Origin of the sequence: Hydrogenispora ethanolica (assembly GCF_004340685.1) — a bacterium.
Lineage (GTDB): Bacteria > Bacillota > UBA4882 > UBA8346 > UBA8346 > Hydrogenispora > Hydrogenispora ethanolica.
In genome coordinates, this window is sequence record NZ_SLUN01000033.1 from 1 (window position 1) to 25,060 (window position 25,060).

The following is a 25,060-nucleotide window of genomic DNA, read 5'->3' on the forward strand; positions in this document are numbered from 1 at the left end:
GTCAGCCTCCTTCGTATTGTAGCTCTGTTCTAAGCTCTCGCTTAGTTTAACCTACGTTTTGCGAATCGGATGCTGGCACTTCCATTATATCTTACTATCGGTATTGCCGCTGCGCATCAGTTTCAGTTGCGCCAGGCTTAAAGCGAAGATGATCATGAACAAAACAAAGGCCAAAGCCGAGGCATAGCCCAGCTTCATATATTCGAAGCATTGGCGGTAAATATAGAAAACCGAAACATTGGTGGCGTCGGCCGGCCCCCCGTTGGTCATGATCTTGATCTGGTCGAACACCTGGAACGAAGCAATGGTGGTCACAATCAACACGAAAGTGCTGGTTTCCTTCAACAATGGCAAGGTGATATTCTTGAAAATGGTCAGGACATTGGCCCCGTCGAGCCGCGCCGCTTCGTAATAGCTGACCGGAATGTCCTTCAAAGCGGCCAGAAACAATACCGTATAATAGCCGATGACCATCCACGCCGAAACCAGCGCGATACAGATCAGGGCCTGGTCGGGGTCGCCCAGAAAGGTCTGGGCCGGCAAGCCCAGCAACTTGATCGCGCCGTTCACCATTCCCCGCTGTTCCTCGAACATAAACATCCAGATGATGCCGGCCACCACCGTCGAGACGGAGAACGGCATGAAATTGACGGTCCGGATGAACTCCTGAAACTTGCCGGGGATCGAATGGATGAAAACCGCCAGCAAGAGCGAGATCCCGTAGACCAACGGCACAAACATTAAAGAATATAAAGCGGTGGTGCGCAGGCTCACCCACCAGTCCAGATCGCCGCTGAGCGTCCAATAGTTTTTGAGACCCACGAATTGCATGGGCTCCAGGGCGTTCCAATCGTGGAGGCTTACATAAAAAGCGATCACGATCGGCAAAAAGATGAATACCGCCAGGCCTATCAGGTCGGGAGCCAGCATCAGATAGGCGAAGAGGTTCTCCTGCACCTTCGGACGGGTCAAAAATCGGCTTTGGATATGGTTCTGCGGGAACTCATGACTCACTTTCTTTGTAAATGATTCCAGTTTCATTTCAATCTCCCATTTTCGAATCACCCTCCATCTTACCTGTCCGCCTCAAGGCGGGTGGAGCGATGGAGGGTGATTCGAATGTCCCATAATGTAAACTAGCAGAAAATCACATTGAGCCCTTAAAATCTTTCAAGAATTGCTTGATCTTCTGGTCCGCTTTTTGAGCCGCCTGCCTCGGAGCGACATTCTTGAACATCACCTCTTGCAGCGCATCGCCCACAAAACCGACGATCTCGGCCGGGTAACGCGGTTCGCCGATGGCGGTTTCATAGATCTGATCGGTGAATACTTTGCGCAACCCTTTGCCATAGATCGCCGCGCCGGCCTGAACCACCGATTTGCGGGGCGAGTAGGCGAACTTAACCTCGGTGCACCATTTCAGCGGCAGATTGACGTTTTCGGCCAGGGCCCACATGGCGAACTTGGCGGCGGCGTCGGCATTCTTGCTTTTGCCGTTGACCATGAACTTCCAGCCGCCGGCATCGGTAGCCGCTTTGCCGCCGGGCGGAGTGGGTAACGGAACCAACCCGATATTTTTATCGGCGAAATCCTTTTCCAAACGGGCAATGATCCAGGTGCCGCAGATCTGCATGGCCGCCGAGCCATCGCCGATAAATGGCTCCCACGTGCCCTTGGCCAGTTTGCTGGGGGCTCCGGCTTTGATCAAGTCCGCCCACAATTTGAGGGCATTCTCCACCGCCCGGCCTTTAAACGCGGATTTCTTGGTTTGAACATTGATCACGGTCCCGCCGCCTTGCCACAGGAACGGATACCAGGTGAAGTTCTGGTAATAGCCTCTTTGCGGTTCGATCACCAGTCCGGCGACTTGGTCGGTCTTCAGCTTTTTGGTGGCGCCGATCAATTCCTGCCAGGTCTTGGGCGGGGCGACATTGGCCTTGGCCAGCATGTCTTTGTTGTAATACAAGCCCAACAGTTCCACTTCAAACGGGATGGCGTAAATCTTGCCTTTGACGGTTACCGCATCCAGGGAACTCTTCAAGAAATCGGCGCGGATCTTGTCCGTGAAGTAAGGTGTCAAATCCAGCGCCAGTCCGGAGTTGGCGTATTTCAAGAAATCGCCGGGGCTGATCACAAACACATCCGGTCCGCTATTCGCGGCGAAGGCGGTCGTCAACTTGGCCCCCATATACTCCGATTCGGGAATATTTTCGTAGACGATCTCGACATTGGGGTTGACCTTCATGTACTCCTGGCCCAGGGAGATCATGAATTCTTTCTCGTAATTGGAATGAAAAGTCCAGAATTTAATCCTGGTCTTTTCTTGGGCTCCGGCTGTGCAAACTCCGGCAAGTAAGGTTAAAACAGCCAGCAGACCGAGCAAACGCCAAACTCTTTTTCTCATGACAACTACCTCCCTTAAATGATTTGAGTCCGTGGCTTTATTATAGAACCTCCGCCAAAACCGGATAACGGAACAAGTCTTGGTTAAGGGGTAGGATTTTTGGTTTTTGCAAAATCCCATCACCGATGAAACGGTTGAAAGATTTCACCGTAACTTTATCCAAAAATCCTACCCCAAAACCAAGACTTGAGGCCCTCAACATTTTTTAGAATCATGGTATGATGAGGTAAGAAAGAAAAATTGGAGGGTTTGCCAATGAACGATCTGCTCTACCCGGCCGCTTCCTTAAGCACAATCGCCTATGCCAGAAACGCCAAAAGAAACCGCCTTTCCAGCTTTGACCGGACTGGCGGCAATGATGACCGGATCTATCTCGCACCGGGCGAAACCCGCACCATTGCCGATATCGCCGGAGCAGGATGCATCAACCACATCTGGTGTACCCTTGCCGGGGAGAACTTTGTGGAGGAGAAGAACTATTTACGGAAGGTCGTGCTCCGGATGTACTGGGACGCAGAGGAAAATCCCAGCGTCGAGGCGCCGATCGGCGACTTTTTCGGGATGGGGCACGCCCAATGCCGGAACTTTGTCTCGTTGCCGTTGCAGATGAGTCCGGAGAACGGCAAGAGTTTTAACTGCTGGTTCCCGATGCCTTATGCCACCCGGGCCAGGATCGAAGTACTCAATGAATGCGATAAACAGACCATTTTCTATTTTTATGTGGATTACGAAGCGTATAACTCCTTGCCTGATAACCTGCTGCGGTTTCACGCGGTCTGGCACCGGGAATGCCCCACCAAAGGCCGGAAACAGGGCGGCATAACCAATCGGGAATGGCTGTTTGAGGGCAAGAACACGACCGGGGACGAAAATTACGTCATCTTGGAAGCGGAAGGTCGCGGGCATTACGTGGGCTGCAATATTAATATCCACAATTTGCGGGACACCGCCAAATGGGATTGGCCGGGTGAAGGAGACGACATGATCTTTATCGACGGCGAAAAATGGCCGCCCACCCTGCACGGCACCGGAACCGAGGATTACGTCAATATGGCCTGGTGCCCGACGCAGGAGTATTCCGCCCCATATCACGGCTTGATTTTGGGCGGAAAAGACAACTGGAAGGGCCGGATCAGCTACTACCGTTACCACATCCAGGATCCGATCATGTTCGAAAAGTCCATCCGGGTCACCATCGAACACGGCCACAACAACCACCGCTCCGACGACTGGTCAAGCACGGCCTATTGGTATCAGAGCGAACCCCACCTGAAGTTTAAACCGCTTTTGCCCGTGAAACTGCGGTTGCCCATTGATGAAGAGGAGTTCCAATGGGAATGGAAATAATCGTAAAAAAACCGGGGCTTTTAAAAGCGCCGGTTTTTTGATGCTTGATTCAAGTGCGGAAACCAATTTTAGGTAATGCAACCGCAATACATTAATATACAATACATTAATATATTATTAGGGTTGAAAAAGATCGCCCCGATTAGACCGGAAATAATGATTGATCGCTTCATCGGCTTTGGCGGCGATGCTTGAAAGCGGCTTCCCGGTGAAGAGGGCGTTCTGAATCGCTTTACTGACGACATTCGATATTTCCGAAGGATAGCGCGGTTCGGGGACGGCAAACGGCAGGATCTGCCGGCTGAAGATGCGGCCCTTGTCGTTGCCGAACAGCTTCTCGGCCCGCTTCAGCACACTGAGCCGCGCCGGAAACTTTGAGCTGGCTTCGGTGCACCATTCGATGGGCCGCGCCGGATCGGCGCCCCACATCCACAGGCTGAAAGCCACCGCTTCATCCTTAAACTTGCTGTTGGGGTTGATGACCTGGAACCAGCCGCCGTAAACGCTTCTGACCCGGCTTCCGGGAAGAACCGGTACCGGTACCACGCCGTATTCGAATTGCGGATAATATTTTTCGAGCATTCGGACAGCCCAATAGCCGCAGATCTGCATCGCTGCTTTCCCGCTGGCCAATGGATAAATATCGGGAGCCAGTTGAACCGCTGTTTCTAGGCGATAGCTATATGGCGCTAAATTCCGCCAGAGTTCCAATGCTTTGATACCCATGGTTTGAAAAGAAGCGACGTGAGTTTTCTCAGTGAACACGCCATCGCATAATTGCATTAAAAACGTATAAAAAATGAAGTTCTGATAGTCGCTGGGCTGTACCGGGAGGTAGATTCCGGCCATATTGCCCGAGTTTAAAATTCTGGCGCAACGCAACAGCTCGGCCCAGGTGCGCGGGGGCGATAACTTTTTCTGATGAAAGACCCTTTGATTATAAAATAATGCCACCGGCTCCCGCTCAATGGGAATCCCCATGATTTGGCCATGGTAGCTTACCGTCTCCAAACTCGGTTTATAGAAATCGGCGCGCAATTCTCGGGATAAATAGCGATCCAGCGGCAAGGCACAACCGGCCTTGGCGTACTTTAAAAAGCTGCCCGCCGAGATCAAATAGACATCGGGGGCGCTATTGGTGGCGAAAGCCGTCGGCAACTTGTTCGTCAAGTAATCGGTGAAAGGGATCAACTCCAGGCTTACCTGAACCCCCGGATGTTGGTCATTCCAAAGTTTGAGCCAATCGTATAAAATATAATCTTCCTTATTGGATTTGAACTTCCACATCACCAGCCGTTTGACGGTTTTTGCGCCGGCATCGGTCCGTGATGAAACGCCGCCGCTCGATCCACAGCCCGCCAAGTTGCCGAGGACCAGCAGCAGCGGCAGAACGATAAGCATGGCTTTTCGAATGGCTGGTTTCATCTTTCAGACCATCCTTTCCCGGTATTCGTTGGGAGTCATTCCGGTATGTTTTTTAAACACTTTATTGAAATACTTTACATCTTTATAACCCACCATCTCCGCAATCTCATAGGTTTTCAGATCCAACTGCCGCAATAGCGCTTTGGCCTGTTCCACCCGGAACTCGGTCAAGAAATTGGTAAAGGATACTCCGGTTTCCCTTTTAAAAAGGTCACTTAAGTAGGATTCGTTCATAAAAAAGTCAGCGGCGATCTGCCGTAGCGAAATATCGTTGAAATAATGGTTCTTAATGTAAGTAATGATATGATTGATAATTCTCCGGCAGCCCGGTTTGTTGGCGGCGCAAAAATGAGCGGCGATGGACTTGGTGTATTCGGAGAGCAGCGCTTGAAGGTCGTCGATATTATCGCTGGCGGTTATTTTGCCGATCATTTCGCTGTTGGCGGTCTCCCGCGGGAGTGCGGCCGCACCGTTCTCCGCCAGATTTCCGGAAACGGTGACGATAAATTCGGCGACCAGGTTTTTGAACTTGGTCGAGTCCCGGTCGGCGATCTGCCGGAACTTCTGAATCATCTGCTGCAAAATAAGGCTGGAACGGTCGCCATCCCCCAAATGCATGGCTTCCAAAAATTCCGCTTCCAGCTCCAGCGGATAACTGTCCGGGCCGGCCATGGGATTCATTTCCCCGAAACGGATGAGGCTGTTCTTCGGGAAAAAGAACTTATTCCGCATAATCACCAGGCATTCCTTATAGGCGGCGCGGAATTGGTCCGGCTGTTCATGCGGCTCGCTCATGCCAATGGTAAGGCTCTCCGCCAGTTGAGCGCTTAATTCGGCATGAAGCGCTCCCACTTGACTTTGGAGCGCTGCCGGATCGTGGTCCGTCGCCGGCAGCAGGCAGCAATACCCGCCGTTATGAAGATCCAGGACGCAGCCGTTCCGGGCATCCATCGCCTTTCTCACCGCTTCCCGGAATAAAGTCAGTTTTTGCAGATTGGTTTCAAATTCTTCCGCAGGGAGACCGGCTAAGGTCACATTATCCAGCTGAATGAAACAGAGGATGAATGGCGCAAAGAAGAGCCCGCCTTCCCGGGAGTCCGGCGTCAAATCGTCTAAAATACGGGGCTCCGGATTGTATACCAGTTCCTGAAAGATCCTTTCGCGCCGGGATTGCGCGGCTGCTCTTTTGAGAGCGTCGAGTTCCGCTTCCTCCCGTTTTTGGGCCTCCCGGCCAAGTTTGCCGGCTGCGACTGTTTTGAGGCTATTCAGTAGATCTTGATAAGCGGGAGGTTTTAGGATATAGTCCACAGTTCCCAACTTTAGTGCCTGTTGAGCATATTGAAAATCCGGATAACCGCTCAAAATGATAAACTGGAGTTCCGGGGCGACCAGTTTCGCTCGTTCGATCAACTCCAAGCCATCCATCACCGGCATCTTAATATCGGTAATGACGACATCGGGGCGGTCCTGGGCGATCAGTTGCAACGCCCCCGCCCCATCCCTGGCGCGACCGGTTATCTCCCAATCCTCGCCGGCCCGCTGGATCACCATTTCCATACCGCGCAACACTTTGGGCTCATCGTCAGCTAAAAGTATTTTTAAGGTCATCTCGGAACCTCCTCAAGCCTCAGTCGTCGGAAGCATGATGGTCACCTTGGTACCCTTATCGATTTCACTTTCGATCTTTACCCCATACGGGCTGCCATAATAATACTTGATGCGGTGGTGAACATTGGCAATCCCGATCCCCCGCTGGACCGGATCCCCATGGTTCTTTTGCGCCGTGATCGTTGCCAACTGCGCCTCGGTCATTCCCTTGCCGTCATCGCTGATCTCAAAAATCAGGTTTTCCCCCTGGCGATAACCCTTGATCAGGACTTTACCGTAACCCCTGCCGTTGGTGATTCCGTGATTCACCGCGTTTTCGACGAAGGGTTGAATTAAGAAGCTTAAGATCTCACAGCCGAAAATGTTCGGATCAACTTGCAATTCATAAGTCAGAGCATCTTCAAAACGGGCCTTTTGAATGAATAGATAATTTTCGATCTGTTGCAGTTCTTCCTGCACGGTTACGTTGCTATTGCCTTTCTTAATGCTATAGCGCAATATTTCACCCAATTTGGTGATAAGGACGCTGGTTTCTTCATCGCCTTTCAAGACTAACATCCAATAAATCGTATCCAGGGTATTATAAAGAAAATGCGGATTGATCTGAGCCTTTAACGCTCTTAATTCAGCTTCCTTCTCGCGTAAGTTTTCCTGATAGACCTCTTCGATCAAATACCGCAGTTCCTTGGTCATTTCATTGAAAACCTCATTCAACTCCTTCATTTCATCCACCGGGTCGGCGGCCGAAGTGGCAGCGGCGTTTACATTCAAATTGCCGGCCATCACCTTTCTCATCGAACGCACCAATTCCCTTACTGGGCCGGTGATCTTTTGGGAAATAATGACCGAGATGTAGATGGCCACGATGATGGCGACGATGCCAATGATCAGGATTAACCTTTGAATGTTGGCATAGTTCTTATTTAAATCGTTGATTGAGACAATGCTCAACAGCTTCCATTGCGTCACATCATTGGTGATAAAGTTGATCACAAATCCTTTGCGCAATGCCGAGCCGGCGACGGCATTTAAAATGCCTTTTTGAAGAATTTTGCCGTATTCGCCGTAAACATTGGCGCCGACCCATCTTTCCGGCCTTCCCGCAATAATATTGCCCTGGCGATCCGCGATATAGGCGGCGCCGATATCCCCTTCCATCGTGAAATTATCCCACAGTTTGGTTTCACGGACTACCATAATGATGAAGCCGATATCCTGAAACGTGTCCAGATCTCTGATCTTGCGGGCCACCAGGAAAAAATGATCGCCCCGGTTCTTGGCGGCATAGCGGACGAATTCACTGCGGGAAAAAAGCATCTCGCCCCGGCTATGCTCCAATCTCCGTTCGATTGCGGCAATATGTGAATGAACATACTCGACCAATTCAATCTCCGCTTCTTGATAGATCGCCCCGGACTTTGAAACGATAAAGAAACCTTCAATCTCATTGGAGATGGCATAGCTTAATTCCGGGGAAAACCTACTGATAAAAGCGTCGGCGTTTCTGCCCTTAACCAATAATGCCTGGATTTCCCGGTTGGAGATGATCGTCTTCGAAAAGAGATCGAGATCAGCGACGAACTTGGTCAATTTTTCGTTTTTCTGTTTCAAAATGACTTGAATATAATTTTTATTGATATCCTGGACCGTGAAACGAATCACATAATCGGTGGCGATCTGCTGGAAAACAATCACGATAAAGATGAGAATCGAGAAACTAACCGCCATCCTTCTGCTGAAGCCCGTCAGTCGTAAGCCTTTTAACATTTTCCCTCGCTCATTGGAACTCATTGCTGGTTTCATTGGATATTTCTATAAAATGGCTAGTTATCCTTTATTAAACAGATATCGTTTACTCTGTAACAGGAAAGCACTCGTTGAATGGTCAACGAGTGCTCATTTGATAATATTGTTTAGTTTTTGCTATCCGATCCGGTATTGCTTATTATTCCGGATCGTTATATCACGAATCAGTCATACAGCAATGGCTTGATCTGGGCCGAATCGATGTTGGTCCGGTCATACCAGAAGAACCCGGTATCGATGACCTTTTTCACCTTTTGGCCTTTGATGGCCATGACTGCGGCTTTTACCGCTTCATAGCCGATGCCGATCGGGTTCTGGGTGATCGCGCCGGCCATCTTGCCGGAATGGACCGCGTCGATCTGGGGCTTCCCGGAGTCATAACCGACGACCACGATCTTGCCGGTCTTTTTCAGTTCGGTGACTGCGTTCAAAACGCCGATAGCCGAACCCTCATTGGCGCCGAAGAAGCCTTTCAGATTGGGATGAGCCTGCATGATCGCCTTGGCAAGGTCGGTGGATTTGAGATGATCGCCCGCGCCGTATTGGATATCCACGATCTTGATATTGCGGTACTTGGATTTGATGCGGTTCACGAAACCATCGCGACGGTCAATTCCGGTCCGGCTGGTTTGGTCATGGACGATGACCGCGACCTCGCCCTTACCGCCGATGAGTTGCGCCATTTTATCGGCGGCCAGAGCGGCGGCGGCTACGTTGTCCGTGGCGGCGGTCGCCACCGGGATGTCGCTGTCGACTCCGGAGTCAAAGCCGATGACCGGGATGTTCGAAGCTTTGGCCTGCATCAACAGGGGTATCACCGCTTTGCTGTCGAGAGCGGCCAGGCAGATGGCTTTGGGGTTTTTGCTGAGCGCGGTCTGGAGCATATCGATCTGCTTGTCGACCATCGCTTCGCTCTCCGGGCCTTCGAAGGTGATGTCGACGTCAAATTCCTTGGCCGCCTTTTCAGCGCCCAGCTTGACCGCTTGCCAGAATTGATGCTGGAATCCTTTGGAGATGACCGGGATATAGATTCTGGGGTTGGCCGCAAGGGAAAGACCGCTGAGCAGTGAGACCACCAATAACAGGCAGACCAGGGTAAAACCGATTCGGACCTTCTTCATGTCTATTCCTCCCTTTTTTATTGTATCAGCCCCGGTTCCGGGGCGGAATACCGTCCCCATAACCCAGCGGCTAATGGGCTTTTTTCCGCCGGATGATATCCATATAGACCGCCAGGATCACCACCGACCCGACCACCACCGTCTGCCATTCCTGGGGAATCGAAAGGATCCGCAAGCCATTGGTCAGCACGCTCATCACGAATGCGCCGATGACTGTTCCCAAAATGGTGCCTTCCCCGCCGCTGAGTGAAGTGCCGCCGATGACCGCGGCGGCGATGGCTTCCATTTCGTAGCCCTGGCCGAGGGCGGGTTGGGCCGAGGCCAGCCGGGAGGCCATGATGATCCCCGCCAGGCCGCTGAATGCTCCGCCCAGGGTGTAGATGCCGATCTTCCAGGCATCGACATTGATCCCCGACAGGCGGGCCGCCTCTTCGTTACTGCCGAGCGCGAAGGTATAGCGGCCGAGGGCGGTCTTGGTCAGAACCAAATTGGCGATGATGGCCACCCCGAAGAAGATCCATACTGCGCTCGGGATCCCTAAAACCGTGCCCATGGCGATATTCATGAAAGGAAGCGTGTCCGTGAAGTAGATCGGCTTGGTGCCGGAGATCACCAGTGAAAGCCCCTTGGTGATCATCATCATGCCCAGGGTCGCGATGAACGGCGGAATCTTCATCCGGGCGGTCAAGGAGCCGCTGATGAAGCCGCATAGGGCTCCGGCGGCCAGGCCGCCGAGCACGCCGATATAAATGGGCAGTTTCAAGAAGGTGATGAAGACGCCGGTCATCACCGCTCCAAAAGTCATCACCGTGCCCACCGAGAGATCGATCCCGCCGGTAATGATGACAAAGGTCGTCCCCACGGCCAGTACCCCATTGACCGCGGTAGAGAGCAGGATGCCGATGATATTGTTGACGTTGGCGAAATTGGGCGAGGCGAGCGAAAAAAAGATAAACATCACAATCAGGCTGGCAAAAGCCAGAATCTTCTGGGTCGCGCTGGAGCGGAACAGGGATCGTTGCGGAACGCCTTTCGGCTCCGTCACTATCGGTACATTCCTCATCTTCTCAAAACCCTCCCATTCGGTATTGGTAAAAGCGTTGTGATAAACCCTGTCAGGGAAAAACGCCCGCCATTTAACGGCTGGTCGCATACTGCATGATCCGTTCCTGCGTGGCCTCGGCTGCGCTCAGTTCGCCGGTGATCCGGCCTTCGCACATCACCACGATGCGGTGGCTCATCCGCAAGATCTCGGGCAACTCCGAGGAAATCATGATGATGGCCTTGCCGCTCTCCGCCAACCTGTTCAACAACTTATAAATCTCGCTCTTGGCGCCGACATCGATCCCGCGGGTGGGTTCATCGAAGATCAGGATGTCGCAGTCCCGCACCAACCATTTGCCGACGACCACCTTTTGCTGGTTCCCGCCCGAGAGATGCTTCACTCTCTGTTGCAGACCGGGAGTCTTGATCTGCAGCTCCTCCACGATCGCCTGGGCCTGGCTGCGGGTCCGCGCCACATTGACCCAGCCCATGAAACCCAAAAAGCGCTCAAAGGCGGCGAGCACAATATTGGTTTCCAGCTCCATCCCGAGGATCAATCCGTACCGTTTCCGGTCCTCGGAGAGGTAGCCGATGCCGCAGCGAACCGCATCCTTGGGGTTCTTTATGCCGATCCGGCGACCCTTCACATAGATCTCCCCGGAATCGATGGGGTCCGCTCCGAAGATGGCCCGCGCCACCTCGGTGCGGCCGGCGCCCATCAGTCCGGCGAAACCGAGGACCTCGCCTTTTTTCAGTTGAAAGCTGACATCCCGGATTAGCCGGCCCCGGTTCAGGTTTTTGACTTCCAGCACGATTTCCGAACCGGCGTCAACGGTATTTTGATGAAATGTCTCGTAGATTTCCCGGCCGACCATCATGCCGATGATCCGGTCGATGGTGACATCGGCCGTCACCACGGTATCGATATAGCGTCCGTCCCGCATCACGGTGACCCGGTCGGAGATCTGCTTTAACTCCTCCATCCGGTGGGAGATGTAGATGACGCCCACTCCTTTATCGCGGAGTTGGCGAATGATCCGAAAAAGTTCCTTGATCTCGGCCTCGGTCAAGGTCGCGGTCGGTTCATCCATGATCAGCACCTTGGATTGGTAGGATAACGCTTTGGCGATCTCGACCATCTGCTGTTTGGCGACGGTCAGGTCAGCCACCCGGATCCGCGGATCCAGATCCAGATGTAACGCATCCAATAGTTCCTGAGTCTGGCGGTTCATCTCTGGTTCATTCAGGATGAAATGGGCCCTTTGGCGCGGTTCGCGGCCAATGAAGATATTCTGGGCCACCGTCAGATGGGGCATCAGATTAAACTCCTGATAAATAATGCTGATCCCCAATTCCTGGGCCGTCTTGGGATTAACGATCTCCACTTCCTTTCCCTGATAGAAGATGCGTCCGGCATCTTTCCGGTATACACCGGTGAGTACCTTCATCAGCGTCGATTTTCCGGCGCCGTTCTCGCCGACCAGCGCATGAATCTCGCCGGAGCGGAGCTCAAACTGGCACTGGCTGAGCGCATGAACTCCGGGAAAGGTTTTTTCGATTCCTTCCATCCGAACCAGAATTTCATCCATACTTGTGATCACCCCGCCGTTATCTGTTATTATGAATCGATCGTCACGAATTCAGGTTCAATCAATGCTACGGGCTGGTTTCACGGAACCACGGATCAAAAAATTAGACTCCAAAAGTACCCGGGTGGGGGAAGAATTTTTATGTTTCATCCGGTGCACTAATATGTCCACCGCCATCTGCCCCATCATGTAAGCGGGCTGGTTAATTGAAGTAAAGAAAGGGTTTAATACCGATGCGGAATCGTTATCATCAAAACAGACAATTCCGATGTCCTCGGGAACATTGAAGTTCGCTTCCCGCAATGCAACAACCCCCCCAATCGCTAAAAAGTTGTTCACGGCAAAAATCGTGGTTGGCCGGGGAGCCTGTTGTAATAAATTACGGACCAGTCTGGTCCCGGTTTCGATGTTCGGTTTGTCTCCGTAAAGAATTAATCGTTCATCAATGGGGATGCCGGCGTTCAGTAAAGCCGCTCGATATCCATCGATTCTTTGGCGGTGAGCTGAATTCTCTTGAGAACCGGAGATTATCGCAATAGTTTTATGGCCTAAGCCAATTAAATACTCGACTAAGCTTTGCGCATTACGCTGGTTGTCTGTTCCCACGAAATCAGTTATTAATGCTTCAACCTCGCGGTCCACCAGTACTAAAGGTATCTCCCTTTTAATAACTGTTTTTAGGTTAATAACCTTGGGAGAGACCGGAGCGATAATCAAACCGTCAATCCTGCGTTCAAGAAACATTTGAATATAGGTCTGTTCTTTCTGAATATCTTCATCAGTATTTCCGAAGATAACAGCAAATCCATCTTCATTCGCTTGATCTTCGGCGCCACGTAACAGGGTAGTGAAAAAATGATTCGTAACATCGGGGAGAATCACTGCAATGGTATTGGTGGTTTTTCGCACCAAGCTGCTGGCGTTGCTGTTTGGAATAAAATGTAACTCTTTCAGCAGGGATTGAACCTTAATCCGGGTTTCCTCACGAACATACGGATGGTTATTAAGCACCCTGGAGACAGTGGTGGTCGAAACCCCCGCTTTTCTTGCAACATCATAAATCGTTGCCATTTCCCTCTGCTTATGAAACCTCTTTCAAAGAAATTTCCATAAACCAACATAGAATAAAATGGTTAATCGGTCAATTTTATGAAACCCATTTCATAGAAAATATTCAACTTTAAGACAGCTTTTCCTTCATAAATTTAATTTTTATTTAAATTTTTTTTGCCATTTGGTTACATCATCTTGAGATTACAACATAGAAAGGAATCTCCCAGGATTTTAGGGAGTGCTTAGTCGCTGTTATTCAGCGGGGCATTCTTTTTTGACCCGCCAGCCACGTCCAGGCAATTGACCGTTTATTCTCGCCTCTTAAGTCGTGGCCTTCCGTGAGTGCAAATCGATGCGAACTTGATAATCTTTAAAGAAACTTCGCAACACAATATGTAATAGCCTTTTTCAAGGTTTCTCACATTATTGTGTTGCGAAGGATACTTATGGATTAAGAATCTTCTAGAGTTTCCCGGGAACTTACTTTAGTTTAGTAGACTTTCTTCCAGTCGGCGATGTTTTGTTTGTCAAACTTAAAGGGATCGCCCAACATGATTTCAGTTCCGTCTCCCACCTTAATGATCTTTTTGGTGCCAAGCCGGCCGGCTTTAAATGACTCGCCGGCCTTGCCGGTAATCGAGCCTTTTACCAGCGCGTCCGCCGCATATCCGGCCAGATAACCGACATCGATGGGATTCCACAGGTACATCCATTCGCAGACGCCGCTCTCGATGTAGTCCGCCATCTCGCTGGGTAGCCCCAAACCGGTCAGATGGACTTTGCCCTTCAAACCTTTGTCGGTGAGAACCTTGCCGGCCGCGGCAATGCCCACGGTCGTCGGGGCGATGATCCCCTTCAAGTTCGGATAGGATTTGAGCAACGCTTCCGTTTCGGAAACGCTCTTATCCCGCAGATCATCGCCGTAGGCCACTTTAACCAGTTTGATCTGACGGTATTTCGGATTTTTCAGTTCTTCCTTCATCCACTGAATCCAGGTATTCTGGTTGGTAGCTTGTGACGTTGCGCTTAAAACGGCGATCTGGCCTTTACCGCCGATCATTTTGGCGACGGCTTGAATCAGGATCCGGCCGATGCGCTCCGAATCCGCCTGGTTGACATGGACCAGCCGGCTTTGAGGATTTACGGCGGAGTCCAGCGAAAGGACTTTAATTCCTTCCCTGGCGGCTTTGGTCAGAACGGGCTGGAGGGCATCCTGGTCATTGGCGGAGACGGCGATAGAATCCACCCGTTGGGCAATCAGCTCCTCCACCATCTGAATCTGCGCTTCCACCGTCGGTTGATCGGGGGCTTTCAGGATCGCCGTTCCTCCCAACTCCCCAATGGCATTCTTGAATCCTTCCATCATCTTCTCGCCGTAAGGATTGCCGGTATTCTTAAATACGATGGCAAACCGTTTGGGGGATGCGGCCAGGCTAAGGCTACCGAACAATACCAGCGCCAACGCCAGGGAAATGATAGTCCTTACTGCCTTTTTCACTTTTCTTCAACCTCCCTTTTGTTTTTATATAAAACAGTCCTGGGACCGTTTTATATCGTTTTGTCGATTTTCCTCCGTTCCTCCCATTGCTGCATCTGCGGTTGTTTGCCGCGCAAGTTCAGTTTCAGATTGGGGATCATCACCGCCAATACCAGCAACAGGCCGATGATGATCAACAGCACCTGGGCGGGGATATTAACCAAGCCGAGTCCGTACCGGAGATAACCGATCAGGAATATGGCCAAAACGGCGCCGATGATTCTGCCTTTTCCGCCGGCGGTGCTCACTCCGCCCAAGACCGCCATGGCGATGACGTCCAACTCATAACCGAGCGCGATGTTCGGCCGGGTACTGCCCATCCGGGATGTCAGGAACAAGGCGGTCACCCCCGCCATCAAACCGGCCAGGGTAAAGATGATTAGTTTTATCTGATCCACCCGGACCCCGGAAAACCGGCAGGCGGTAATATTAGTTCCCATGGCATAAACGCGCCTGCCGAAAGTCGTCTTATGGAGCAACAACCCGAATGCGATAGCGAACACGATAAACGCCACCAGGATAAAGGGTACTCCTCCGATGTAACCCCATCCTAAATAGGTGTACCATTCCGGAAATTTGCCAGCCGCCTGATCTTGCAGGATGATATAGGCGATTCCCCGATACGTGATCATGGTGGCAAGCGTCACGATCACCGCGGATAACTCCTTAAACTTGACGATAATCAGGCCGTTTAGGAAGCCGCACAGGGTCCCTACGGCCAAACCGATGACCATGGCCAGCTCCATCGGCACTCCCGCGTTGTATCCGACCGCCATGATCACCGAGGACAAAGCGACGGTGGAGGCGACCGAGATATCGATATCTCCCAGAATCAGAATGAAAGCCATCGGAAAGACAATAAAAGCCTTATCCAAAAAAGTCATGGTAGCGCTGAGCAACCCGCGTCCATCCAGATAATAAGGGGACAGACAGGCATTGATGGTATTCACGAGGATGAAGATCAGGACGAGCATCCATTCCCACTGGAAGAAAAACTGCTTCAGATTGAATTCTTTCCGGGATATTATGGTCTTGGGTTCCATGGCCTATATCTTCCTCCTCAAGAGATTATTCCGGTCAACTCCCCTTTTCACCAGGACGTTCGTTAAGACGGCAATCAGGATAATCAGGCCCTGGATCGCCTGTTGCCAGAAGGGAGAAACATTGATCAGCGGCAGGGCGTTGTTCAGAATTCCCAGCAGCAGCGACCCCAGAATAATCCCGGAGATCTTTCCTGACCCGCCGGCGATGCTTACCCCTCCTAAAACACAGGCGGCAATGACATTCATTTCATACCCCATCCCGGTATCATTCTGCGCCGAAGCGAACCGGGAAACCCACAATACCCCGGCCAGCCCGGCCAGAGTCCCCATGATGGTATACACCAATAATAGAATCCGGGAGGTGTTGATGCCGCTGATCCGGGCCGAATCGGGATTGCTCCCCACCGCGTAAATCTGGCGGCCGGTACGGGTATGGTTGATGAAATAGAACGATATCAGGTAAATTAGAATCGCGATAAAAATCAGGGTATTGATGCCGAGAATCGAACCGGTGGCGATGCCTTTGAAACTGTCGGGCATCTGATAGGCGCTGACCCATTTCCCGCCGCTCACCATAAAAGTCAGGCCGCGAAACACGTTCATCATCCCCAGGGAAGCGATAATGGGCAGGATCTGTGCTTTTGCGACCAGCAAGCCCAAGACGAGTCCACAAACCATCCCGACCAGTGTCCCAAGTAGAATGACCCAAAGCGGGGAGAGCCCCGGATTGGCGCCGACCGTCATGGCGGACAGCATGCCCGAGAGGGCCAACGTGGCCCCGATGGAAAGATCGATCCCCCGGGTCACGATGACCAACATCATGCCGACCGCCAGAATACTCAAGATGGCCGTATTGATAACCAGATCGTTAATATTTTCCGCTGTCAGAAAGCTGGCATTGCGCGTCTGGACCAAAACCGCCAGAATCATGATGAATCCCAGCAAGCCGAGTTCCCGAAACTTGGCGATCCTGACACTCAGCAGTGTTTTATTGAAAGCCTTTTCCGTTACAGCCATGCGTCTCTCCTCCCACTGTTATCCTGCGGTTTGAGCGGTTTTTTCGTCGCTGCGGTTTACCATCGCGGCCTCGAGGATGATCTCCTGAGTCGCATCCTGGCCGTCCAGGATCTTGGTCACCCTTCCTTCCCGCATCACGATGATCCGGTCGCTCATACCGAGCACCTCCGGCATTTCGGAGGAGATCATGATGATTCCGTAGCCTTGGTGCGCCAGATCCCGCATGATTTCATAGATGGCCGACTTCGCCCCGACATCAATGCCTTTGGTGGGTTCATCCAGGATGATGATCTTGACCTCCGTGGTCAGCAACTTTGCCACCAGTACTTTTTGCTGATTCCCGCCCGAGAGTGAACCGACCGGATCAAAAACGCTTTTGGCCTTAACTTGAAGTTTCTCCGCAAAGGTGCGCGCGACATCCGCCTCTTTGGATTCATTTAACCAGCCTCGCGTTGCCAGCTTCTTTAAAGCTGGCAGCGTGATGTTCCGCGCTACGCCCCAAGGGAGCAGGAGCCCCTGTTTCTGGCGGTCTTCGGGCAGGTAGCCGATGCCCAGCTCCATTGCAGCCAAGGGGTGAGTGATGTCCACCTTTTTCCCGGCCACGAAGATCTCACCCCGATCATAAGGGGTAATGCCGAAAATCGCTTGACAGACCTCGCTCCGGCCCGCTCCCACCAGTCCCGTCAATCCTAAAATTTCTCCCTGATGAAGCGCGAATGAAACATCGGCGAAGACCCCGGTTTTTCCAAGTTTCTCGACCCGCAGCGCCTCCGCGCCGACGGTTTTTTTTCGCTCCGGAAACATCTGGGTAATTTCCCGGCCTACCATGGCGACGATCAGTTTTTCACTGGAGATCTCTTTGACATCCCAAGTTCCGATATACCGTCCGTCTCTTAGTACCGTGACCCTGCCGGCCAACCGGTACATATCCTCCAGGCGGTGGGAGATAAAGATCACCGCGGCGCCGTTATCCCGGAGTTGCTTGGTAATCCTGTATAATTCCTCGCTCTCCCGTTTGGTCAGGGCCGAAGTCGGTTCGTCCATGATGATGATCTTCGCGTTGGTGGAAAGCGCTTTGGCGATCTCCACGGTTTGCTGCTGGGCCACGCTCAGGGCGCCCATCTGGGTTTTGGGATCGATCTCCACTCCCAGCTCAGTCAGGAGCCTTTTGGCCTCCTGATGCATCGGGCGCCACAAGATCCGGCCGGTCCCCCGTTGCACCTTTTCGTGGCTCATGAAGATATTTTCCGTAACCGTCAGATCGGGATAACAGGTCACATGCTGATAAATGGCGGCAATCCCCAGGTTTTGCGCATCATGCGGGTTACGAATCTCCACTCGCGCGCCGTTGAGGTAAATCTCGCCTTGAGCGGGCGGATGGACCCCGGTGATAATCTTAATGAAGGTCGATTTGCCGGCCCCGTTCTCTCCCATCAGCGCGTGGATCTCCTGCGGTTTCAGCTGGAAATGCACGTTATCGAGGGCTTTTACGCCAGGAAACGTTTTGGTAATCCCTTTCATTTCCAATAAATATTCTGCCAATTGCTCTCCTCCATTCCGTCGCCGCCGCTCAGCCTATCTCAACGGCCCATATTCTTCCGGAAGATATCTTTTCCGTGGCTGCAGACGATCCTTGGGTTCCCGACGCTCCGTCCCGAGTCATTCAAGATGCTCACCCGGTTGCAACGGATGATCATTCGGTTGCTGAACACGTTCGCTCCGTTATGGTACATGTTCGCTTCATTGCCAGATCAGTTCGCACAGTTACTGTGCATGCTCACCCGATTACTGTGCGTAGTTGCTCACTTGCCGTGGAAGCTCACTCCGTTGCGGTGCATACTTGCTCAGTTGCCGTGCATGTTCGCACCGTTCCGGAGTCATTCCGCACAGTAGATAGGCACGCTTATTCTGCTGTTGCGCAGGCATATTCAGTTACGGAAGCTGTTGATTCACTGGTAAAATTACAGATAGCTTGTGAGAGGTTTCATCTCGCTGTTCGATCCAACCAAACGAAGCATTGCCTTGGTTCATTCATTGACGAGATCTCAAATCGGAAGAAGTTCTAGGTGAGTGGATGACGTCGCAATCAGCATACTGGAACTCAACTTTCACAACTGATTTTTACGTTGCAGAAGTTTAAGTTGGGCACAAATTAATTGGACATCGCTTGGGTTTGAAGGATTATCATGGGGCCATCCGGAACGACCGCCCATCGGGCGTCCGGTCCGAATCGAGCGAATAATTGATCAAGGGCAGATTCCAACGAAGAGAGCGCCTTAAAATGATACTTCTCCAGCTGCTCACGGGCAATTCCCCCGGAATACACCCAGATCGGATTTCGCAGCATGACTTGGTAGGTTTCCTGGGCGCACCATTGGTCGGGAATAAAAAACTCCCGCCGCGACAAGCGTTCCAAGAAATGGGCCGGCGTATCCACGAGTTCAAGAAGCTCGCGATATTCGGGGCTGCCGACGCCTTCGGAACAGGCAGTGGCAATGACAACCACTCCGCCGGGTTTTAACGCTTTCGCAGCCGCGGTCATCCCCTTGACGCTTTGGTAGAGATTGCAGTCCAGCGGCGCTCCGGCGTTGGTGGTGAGGATAAAATCCAACGGTTCCGCTAATTCATGTACACAATGTTGGGCCAAAAAGGCGCAACCCTGCAAGTGAGCCTGGACCGGATCGCCGGCAAAGACGCCGGTGATCGCTTTGGCCGGATTTAAAGTCACATTGACGATAAAATCCGCTCCGGCTCTCGCCATGATCGCCAGGCCGGCCTCGTGGAAGGGATTCCCCTCCAGCACGCCGTAAGTCGTCAACGGATGGGCGATCATCTCCGGTCCATGCATATATTGGAGCGTCTCGATGGAAGAAATTCCGGGAAGGATCGATTTGCGCCCGCCCGAGTATCCCGCCCACATATGCGGTTCAATGAAACCGGTGAGAATTTTTAAGTCCGCTTCATAATAAAGCCGGTTCACGTAAACCGGGACCCGATCGCCGATGGTTCCGACATATGCCATGGTTTCGATCCGTTTTGAAAAATGATTCACCACGCGGTAGCGCCCGGCAATCTCTTTCCCGATCAGTTGTTCCAGCTCAGTTCCTTCGTTGGGCCGGTGAATGCCGGTAGCCACCAGGATCGTAATATTCTCCCGGGCGATTCCGTTTTCCTCAAGGATATCGAGGATTGGCGGCAACAAAATCCGGTTGGGGACCGGCCGGGTGATATCACTCACCACGATGCAGACGTTTTTCTTTCCCCGCGCCAGTTGCGCCAAAGACGCCGCCGCGATGGGAGCTGCCAACCTTTTTTGCAGTTCCGCTTGGGAATCCTCCAGCGGCGGAGCCTCCGCCGGCGTCAGAACCCCCAGGAATCCGGGAGTCTCCGGCAGATCGACCGTCAGACCCGCCCGGCCATATTTCAGATTGACTCGCATGGCGCCTCCCCCTATCGAACCAAAAAACTACCGTTGCGAAGCGATGGCCCAAGTATCCCGGGCAATGACCAGTTCCTCATCGGCCGCGACTACCGCGACCTTCACTCGCGAATCTCTACTGGAAATAATCTTTTCCGGCTGGGGGTCCTGATTCCTGGCCGCGTCCAGCTCAATGCCCAGAAATTCCAGGCCGGACAGGATAGCCGCCCTGACTTGCGCCGACCCTTCCCCGACTCCTCCCGCAATGGTGAGAGCGTCGATTCCTCCCATGGCCGCGGCGTACGCTCCAATATATTTCTTGGTGCGGTAAACAAAAGTCTCGTATGCAGCGTGGGCCCGCGAATCTCCGGTGGTAATGGCCAGCTCCACTTCGCGCAGATCGTTACTGATCCCGGAGATACCCAGCCATCCGGACTCATTGCACAGCAGCTTTTCCATGCGTTCCGGAGCCATGCCCTCGCGGCGCATCAGGTACGTTACCACCAGCGGGTCCAGATCCCCGCAACGGGTAGACTGAACCAATCCTTCGGTCGGAGTCAGGCCGGTGCTGACATCGATCGATTTTCCGTAACGCAAGGCATTGGCGGTGGTACCGCTACCCAGCATCAATTGCACCAGACGCAATTTTTCCACCGGGGTTTCAAACAATACCGCCGCGCGTTCCGCCATATACTGAAAGGCGATCCCGTGAAATCCGTACCGCCGGATCCGGTATTTGGAACATAACTCATGCGGCAAGGCGTATATATAAGCGCATTCCGGCAGATTGGTATGGAGCGCGGTATCGAATACCGCCACTTGAGTAATCCCCGGGAATAAGCGTTCACAGGCCTCGATCCCTTTTAAGTTGGGCGGATTGTGCAGTGGCGCCAGGTCGCAATAGGAAGCGATGATCTCCTTGACATGGGCATCCACCACCACCGCCCCGGTAACCTCGCGGCCGCCGTGCACCGCCCGGTGGCCGATGGACTCGACGGCTCCCTCGCCGAACGCCGCGATGATCTGCTGCATCAGAACTTCAAGTCCGGCCGCATGATCGGGGATCGCGGCAGTTTCGCGCCGCTCCGCCGTATCGGATTTCAAGGTAACGACCGCATCCGCTTTGCCGATCCGTTCCACCGCTCCCTTGGCCAGGACCTTTTCCTCCGGCATCTCCATCAATTTGCATTTGATGGATGAGCCGCCGCAGTTCACCACCAATATCTTCATTGCCACACCACCTAACAGCGTTGTGATAAACCCTGCCCGAAGGTCAGAATTGTGCCCAAAAGCTCAGAAAAGCAAGAGATAAAATCGTTTAATTCTTTAGCAAGAGAATTTGAAAGACTTCATCCCATGGCTTCTTTAAAGCAATTTAGCCCATAGATCGGGATGAGGAGAGGGTATAACATCCCACGCCAATAACATCCCCGATTCCATCACTTGCTTGACTGCGGCTTCCCCCGCCAGGCGGACCGCGCTGACTTCGCCGGAGAAGAATACCACTGATTTGCCGCCCATCCCGCGCGCCAAGCGGATCTCCAGCAGTTGAACCGCCGCGGCTTTGACGGCTGTGTCCGCGGCCTGGACGGCGGCCGCGACCGAAAAAGTTTCGATAATTCCAAGCGAACCCCCGGGTTGGATATCTGTTGCGCCGGCCAAAGCGGGAAAGAGCGCCGGATCGACCCGGGCCAATAAAAACTGATCGACAATATCGCCCTTACTCTCCCGGACTGCAACTTCCAAGGCGCTTTGAACCGCCCCGACTTCGCCCCCAAATAAGGCGATATATTTGCCCGGGCAGACGGAGCCGGCCTGCAACAGTTCAACCGCGGCCGTTTTAAGCAAGGCGTCGGTGGCCTTGACTCCCAGGACGATGCTCTTCCACTCCAATAAACCAATGGCCTGACCTTGATTATTCATCTGTAGACCTCAAACCGCTTTAATCGTAATCGCTTGATCGATCTGCACCACTTGGCCGTCGATACTGGCGTGATGAATACTGCCCAGTTTCCCCGGCGGAGGTTCGGCGATGACTTGCCCCCGGTTTACGTAGGCCCCGGCTTGCACCGTGGGTTGTGCCGCGACGCCCGCCCCCTGCTTTAAGGGGATGGTAACCATCGCCGGCTGGAATTCTTCTTCCCGTAACGGCGCCGGAACATTATAGGCGGATAGATTAAGCCGGGCCAGCAAGCGCGCGGAGGGGATCCGCCGCCACTCCCGCTCGCGGCGGGGCGCAGCCGGACGATCCCGGAACGGATTGGCAACTCCCGCGGCCGCCAACTGGCGCTTCATCTCCTGGTGCAATTGCCGGGGCGAAAGCCCCATCGGACAGGCAAAAGTGTCGCAAACGCCGCATTCGGAACAGAGATAAGCCTGGGTGTAATGGGCGGCGGAATCCACCAGGCCATAAGCCGCGGCATTGAGGGAACGGTGCGGTTCCAACGGATGCCCCAGCAAATAGCGGGGACAAAGATCGGTACACATCCGGCAATTGCAGCAGACGGCAGCCGCCCGGCGAATCTGGGCCCGCAAGGGAACCTGCCGGGTCGTCAAACAGGAATGGCCTTCCGGTAAAACGATGATCCCTTTGGTCGTCTTGGTGACCACGTCACCTATGCCGGCCAACTTGCCCATCAAAGGCCCTCCGTCAATCAAACCGTAACGGCTGGTGGTCGGCCCGCCGGCCAATTCGAGCAGATCCGCAAAATTGGTGCCGAGCGGCACGGCCACGGTTGCGGGTTTGGCAACCGCTCCCGTAACCGTGACATATTTGATGATGACCGGTTGCCCCTGGCTAGCCAGCGCCACGTTATAAAGCGTCTCCACATTCAGGACCGTGACTCCTACCGCGGGCGGGATTCCTCCCGGCGGCACGACCCGGCCGGTGGTTTCATAAACCAGGACCTGTTCATCGCCGGCCGGATAGCGATCATCCAGCAGGCAAAGGCGCATATTGGGATAAGCTTTGACCGCCTGATTCAGCGCGGTTTCCGCTTGATGATACTTATTTTTCAGAGCGAAAATTCCTTGCTTCGCTCCGGTGGCTTCCAACGCGGCGGCTAAACCTTGCGCGAGCCGTTCGGCGTGAGCGGCGGCAAGTTCCTGATCGACCCGTAATAAAGGTTCGCACTCGGCGCCATTGATCAGGATCGTGTCCGGCTTCGCTTGCAATTTAACGTGAGTGAGAAACCCCGCCCCGCCGGCTCCGACGACTCCGCTATTCCGGACCGTTTCGACCAAATCCATGGTCTAAATGAACCTCCCCGCCGCGTTCAGATGGATCCGTTTGCGGCAGAAGGATTTCGGCGTACAAACTCCCTCGCCCGTTTTCGAGCTGGCGATGGTATGGCCGAACACGCCGGGGCCGCCGATGCCCAACGAGGCGAAGGATGGCGCATTGCTGACCAAAATCGTGGTGTCGATCATCCGGCCGAAATAGTGAATCCGCTCCGCCAGGCCGCTATGAATCATCGCGGTATGCCGAAAACCGTGTTCGGCTTGGACCGCTGCCGCCACCGCCGCCTGAAAGTCGGGAACGCGGACCACCGGAATCACCGGCATCAACTGTTCCAAACCGACCAAAGGATGATCGGCGGCCGCTTCAAACAATACCTCCCGCACTCCGGCCGCTGGTTCAATCCCGGCGGCTTTTAAGATAGAATCAGCGTTCTTACCGACAAATTCGGTGTTAATGCGGCCTTCCTTCACGACCAGCCGGGTGACGGCGGCCGCCTGATTGCTCTCGATGAGCTGCCCTCCTTCATGGACGGCGGCGGCCAGGAAGGCATCGGCGACACTGTTGACGATGAAAATCACTTTTTCGGCGATACACAAAATGTTATTATCGAAGCTGGCGCCGTCGATAACCTGTTTCGCGGCGCGGGCGATATCGGCAGTCTCATCGATGATCACCGGCGGATTGCCCGGCCCGGCGACAATCGCCTTTTTCCCGGCCTCCAAAGCCGCCTTCTCGACGCCCGGTCCTCCCGCCGCCGTCACCAATTGGGTCAATGGATGTTTCATGGCGGCCGCGACCGTCTCCATGGTGCCTTCCGCCACCGCGGTCAGCACATTGGGCGGTCCACCCGCTTTGATGACCGCTTCATTGATGATTTTCAGGGCGCTTAACGATGCGGCCTGTGCCCGGGGGTGCGGGGCGATAAAGGCGGCATTGCCTCCGGCCACGAAGATGATCGCCTGATTGATGATCATCGCCGTGGGATGGGTCGCCGGAGTGATCGAAACGATCAATCCGAACGGTGCGTATTCCGTAATCAGTTGACCGCTGTCATCGGCCTGCACGCCGGAGACGAGATCCTCGGTTCCCGGCGAAAGCCGCGCGGCGTTGATGTTCTTTTGGATCTTATCCTCCACCCGGCCGAATCCGGTTGCCTCCTGCGCCTTGCGGGCCAGAAACTCGGCCTGGGCGATTCCGGCCGTACGGATCGCGCTGATCAAGACTTCCCGTTGCGTTCTGCCCATGGCCGCCAATTTGCGTTGGGCCGCGGCGGCCGCTTGAATAGCGGCATCCACCGTCTGGAAGATCCCGCCCGAACCACTGTCGGTTCCCGCCGGCTCAGCGGTTTTGATCCCTTTGATGACTTCCGCTACAATCGCGGCAATCCGCTGTTCATCCAATACCAAT

At 53.4% G+C, this 25,060-nt stretch carries 19 protein-coding genes; 1 reads left to right on the plus strand and 18 read right to left on the minus strand.

All coding sequences use genetic code 11. From position 1 onward, the window contains the following. Positions 1 to 84: 84 nt before the first annotated feature. Both EDC14_RS20530 and EDC14_RS20535 read right to left on the minus strand, forming a co-directional pair. Positions 85 to 1,041: a carbohydrate ABC transporter permease gene (locus EDC14_RS20530; RefSeq protein WP_132016197.1), complete on the minus strand. Its 957-nt coding sequence runs from the start codon at positions 1,039 to 1,041 to the stop codon at positions 85 to 87. Positions 1,042 to 1,147: 106 nt separating this feature from the next. Then, positions 1,148 to 2,404, minus strand: coding sequence for an ABC transporter substrate-binding protein (locus EDC14_RS20535; RefSeq protein WP_165908183.1), 1,257 nt, complete (start codon positions 2,402 to 2,404; stop codon positions 1,148 to 1,150). A 255-nt stretch (positions 2,405 to 2,659) separates the two neighbouring features. Here EDC14_RS20535 and EDC14_RS20540 point away from each other — a divergent pair, with 255 nt between their 5' ends. Further along, positions 2,660 to 3,751 carry a glycoside hydrolase family 172 protein gene (locus tag EDC14_RS20540; protein WP_132016199.1) on the plus strand — a complete coding sequence of 364 codons (1,092 nt, stop codon included), beginning with the start codon at positions 2,660 to 2,662 and terminating at the stop codon, positions 3,749 to 3,751. 117 nt (positions 3,752 to 3,868) lie between these two features. On the opposite strand, the gene EDC14_RS20545 is transcribed toward EDC14_RS20540, so the two are convergent. The 16 genes from EDC14_RS20545 to EDC14_RS20620 all read right to left on the minus strand — a co-directional run bounded on the left by EDC14_RS20545 (position 3,869) and on the right by EDC14_RS20620 (position 25,059). Beyond that, positions 3,869 to 5,176: an ABC transporter substrate-binding protein gene (locus EDC14_RS20545; protein WP_132016200.1), complete on the minus strand. Its 1,308-nt coding sequence runs from the start codon at positions 5,174 to 5,176 to the stop codon at positions 3,869 to 3,871. Positions 5,177 to 5,179: 3 nt separating this feature from the next. Further along, positions 5,180 to 6,784: a response regulator gene (locus tag EDC14_RS20550; RefSeq protein WP_132016201.1), complete on the minus strand. Its 1,605-nt coding sequence runs from the start codon at positions 6,782 to 6,784 to the stop codon at positions 5,180 to 5,182. A gap of 12 nt (positions 6,785 to 6,796) precedes the next feature. Then, positions 6,797 to 8,551 carry a sensor histidine kinase gene (locus EDC14_RS20555; RefSeq protein ID WP_207930764.1) on the minus strand — a complete coding sequence of 585 codons (1,755 nt, stop codon included), beginning with the start codon at positions 8,549 to 8,551 and terminating at the stop codon, positions 6,797 to 6,799. A 203-nt stretch (positions 8,552 to 8,754) separates the two neighbouring features. Beyond that, positions 8,755 to 9,711, minus strand: a complete 957-nt coding sequence (locus EDC14_RS20560; protein ID WP_132016203.1) for an ABC transporter substrate-binding protein — start codon at positions 9,709 to 9,711, stop codon at positions 8,755 to 8,757. 70 nt (positions 9,712 to 9,781) lie between these two features. After that, a complete protein-coding gene (locus EDC14_RS20565; protein ID WP_132016204.1) occupies positions 9,782 to 10,774 on the minus strand; it encodes an ABC transporter permease in 993 nt (330 codons plus the stop codon). Between the two features lie 73 nt (positions 10,775 to 10,847). After that, positions 10,848 to 12,344, minus strand: a complete 1,497-nt coding sequence (locus tag EDC14_RS20570) for a sugar ABC transporter ATP-binding protein (protein ID WP_132016205.1) — start codon at positions 12,342 to 12,344, stop codon at positions 10,848 to 10,850. A gap of 57 nt (positions 12,345 to 12,401) precedes the next feature. Further along, positions 12,402 to 13,415, minus strand: coding sequence for a LacI family DNA-binding transcriptional regulator (locus EDC14_RS20575; RefSeq protein ID WP_132016206.1), 1,014 nt, complete (start codon positions 13,413 to 13,415; stop codon positions 12,402 to 12,404). Positions 13,416 to 13,887: 472 nt separating this feature from the next. Further along, a complete protein-coding gene (gene rhaS, locus EDC14_RS20580) occupies positions 13,888 to 14,874 on the minus strand; it encodes a rhamnose ABC transporter substrate-binding protein (protein WP_424337424.1) in 987 nt (328 codons plus the stop codon). A gap of 71 nt (positions 14,875 to 14,945) precedes the next feature. Next, entirely contained in the window at positions 14,946 to 15,977 is a 1,032-nt protein-coding gene (locus tag EDC14_RS20585) for an ABC transporter permease (protein WP_132016208.1), read from the minus strand. Between the two features lie 3 nt (positions 15,978 to 15,980). Continuing rightward, positions 15,981 to 16,994, minus strand: a complete 1,014-nt coding sequence (locus tag EDC14_RS20590; protein WP_132016209.1) for an ABC transporter permease — start codon at positions 16,992 to 16,994, stop codon at positions 15,981 to 15,983. An 18-nt stretch (positions 16,995 to 17,012) separates the two neighbouring features. Further along, positions 17,013 to 18,536 (minus strand): sugar ABC transporter ATP-binding protein, encoded by a 1,524-nt coding sequence (locus EDC14_RS20595; protein ID WP_132016210.1) that lies wholly within the window; start codon positions 18,534 to 18,536, stop codon positions 17,013 to 17,015. Positions 18,537 to 19,146: 610 nt separating this feature from the next. Then, complete coding sequence (locus EDC14_RS20600) at positions 19,147 to 20,433, minus strand: nickel-dependent lactate racemase family protein (RefSeq protein WP_132016211.1); 1,287 nt, start codon at positions 20,431 to 20,433, stop codon at positions 19,147 to 19,149. A 27-nt stretch (positions 20,434 to 20,460) separates the two neighbouring features. Further along, positions 20,461 to 21,642 (minus strand): acetate/propionate family kinase, encoded by a 1,182-nt coding sequence (locus tag EDC14_RS20605; protein ID WP_132016212.1) that lies wholly within the window; start codon positions 21,640 to 21,642, stop codon positions 20,461 to 20,463. A gap of 135 nt (positions 21,643 to 21,777) precedes the next feature. After that, positions 21,778 to 22,335: a BMC domain-containing protein gene (locus EDC14_RS20610; protein ID WP_132016213.1), complete on the minus strand. Its 558-nt coding sequence runs from the start codon at positions 22,333 to 22,335 to the stop codon at positions 21,778 to 21,780. Between the two features lie 9 nt (positions 22,336 to 22,344). Further along, positions 22,345 to 23,661 carry a 4Fe-4S dicluster domain-containing protein gene (locus EDC14_RS20615; protein ID WP_132016214.1) on the minus strand — a complete coding sequence of 439 codons (1,317 nt, stop codon included), beginning with the start codon at positions 23,659 to 23,661 and terminating at the stop codon, positions 22,345 to 22,347. Between the two features lie 3 nt (positions 23,662 to 23,664). Then, on the minus strand, positions 23,665 to 25,059 hold the full coding sequence (locus EDC14_RS20620; protein WP_165908185.1) for an aldehyde dehydrogenase: 1,395 nt from the start codon (positions 25,057 to 25,059) through the stop codon (positions 23,665 to 23,667). Position 25,060: the final 1 nt, after the last annotated feature.

Excerpts from the sequence above, each read along its gene's own strand:
- EDC14_RS20535 (WP_165908183.1), bottom strand. The coding sequence starts at position 2,404 with ATGAGAAAAAGAGTTTGGCGTTTGCTCGGTCTGCTGGCTGTTTTAACC.
- EDC14_RS20565 (WP_132016204.1), bottom strand. The coding sequence starts at position 10,774 with ATGAGGAATGTACCGATAGTGACGGAGCCGAAAGGCGTTCCGCAACGA.
- EDC14_RS20615 (WP_132016214.1), bottom strand. The coding sequence starts at position 23,661 with ATGGATTTGGTCGAAACGGTCCGGAATAGCGGAGTCGTCGGAGCCGGC.
- EDC14_RS20605 (WP_132016212.1), bottom strand. The coding sequence starts at position 21,642 with ATGAAGATATTGGTGGTGAACTGCGGCGGCTCATCCATCAAATGCAAA.
- EDC14_RS20555 (WP_207930764.1), bottom strand. The coding sequence starts at position 8,551 with ATGTTAAAAGGCTTACGACTGACGGGCTTCAGCAGAAGGATGGCGGTT.
- EDC14_RS20540 (WP_132016199.1), top strand. The coding sequence starts at position 2,660 with ATGAACGATCTGCTCTACCCGGCCGCTTCCTTAAGCACAATCGCCTAT.
- EDC14_RS20610 (WP_132016213.1), bottom strand. The coding sequence starts at position 22,335 with ATGAATAATCAAGGTCAGGCCATTGGTTTATTGGAGTGGAAGAGCATC.
- EDC14_RS20550 (WP_132016201.1), bottom strand. The coding sequence starts at position 6,784 with ATGACCTTAAAAATACTTTTAGCTGACGATGAGCCCAAAGTGTTGCGC.
- EDC14_RS20560 (WP_132016203.1), bottom strand. The coding sequence starts at position 9,711 with ATGAAGAAGGTCCGAATCGGTTTTACCCTGGTCTGCCTGTTATTGGTG.
- EDC14_RS20600 (WP_132016211.1), bottom strand. The coding sequence starts at position 20,433 with ATGCGAGTCAATCTGAAATATGGCCGGGCGGGTCTGACGGTCGATCTG.
- EDC14_RS20530 (WP_132016197.1), bottom strand. The coding sequence starts at position 1,041 with ATGAAACTGGAATCATTTACAAAGAAAGTGAGTCATGAGTTCCCGCAG.
- EDC14_RS20590 (WP_132016209.1), bottom strand. The coding sequence starts at position 16,994 with ATGGCTGTAACGGAAAAGGCTTTCAATAAAACACTGCTGAGTGTCAGG.
- EDC14_RS20545 (WP_132016200.1), bottom strand. The coding sequence starts at position 5,176 with ATGAAACCAGCCATTCGAAAAGCCATGCTTATCGTTCTGCCGCTGCTG.
- EDC14_RS20585 (WP_132016208.1), bottom strand. The coding sequence starts at position 15,977 with ATGGAACCCAAGACCATAATATCCCGGAAAGAATTCAATCTGAAGCAG.
- EDC14_RS20575 (WP_132016206.1), bottom strand. The coding sequence starts at position 13,415 with ATGGCAACGATTTATGATGTTGCAAGAAAAGCGGGGGTTTCGACCACC.
- EDC14_RS20570 (WP_132016205.1), bottom strand. The coding sequence starts at position 12,344 with ATGGATGAAATTCTGGTTCGGATGGAAGGAATCGAAAAAACCTTTCCC.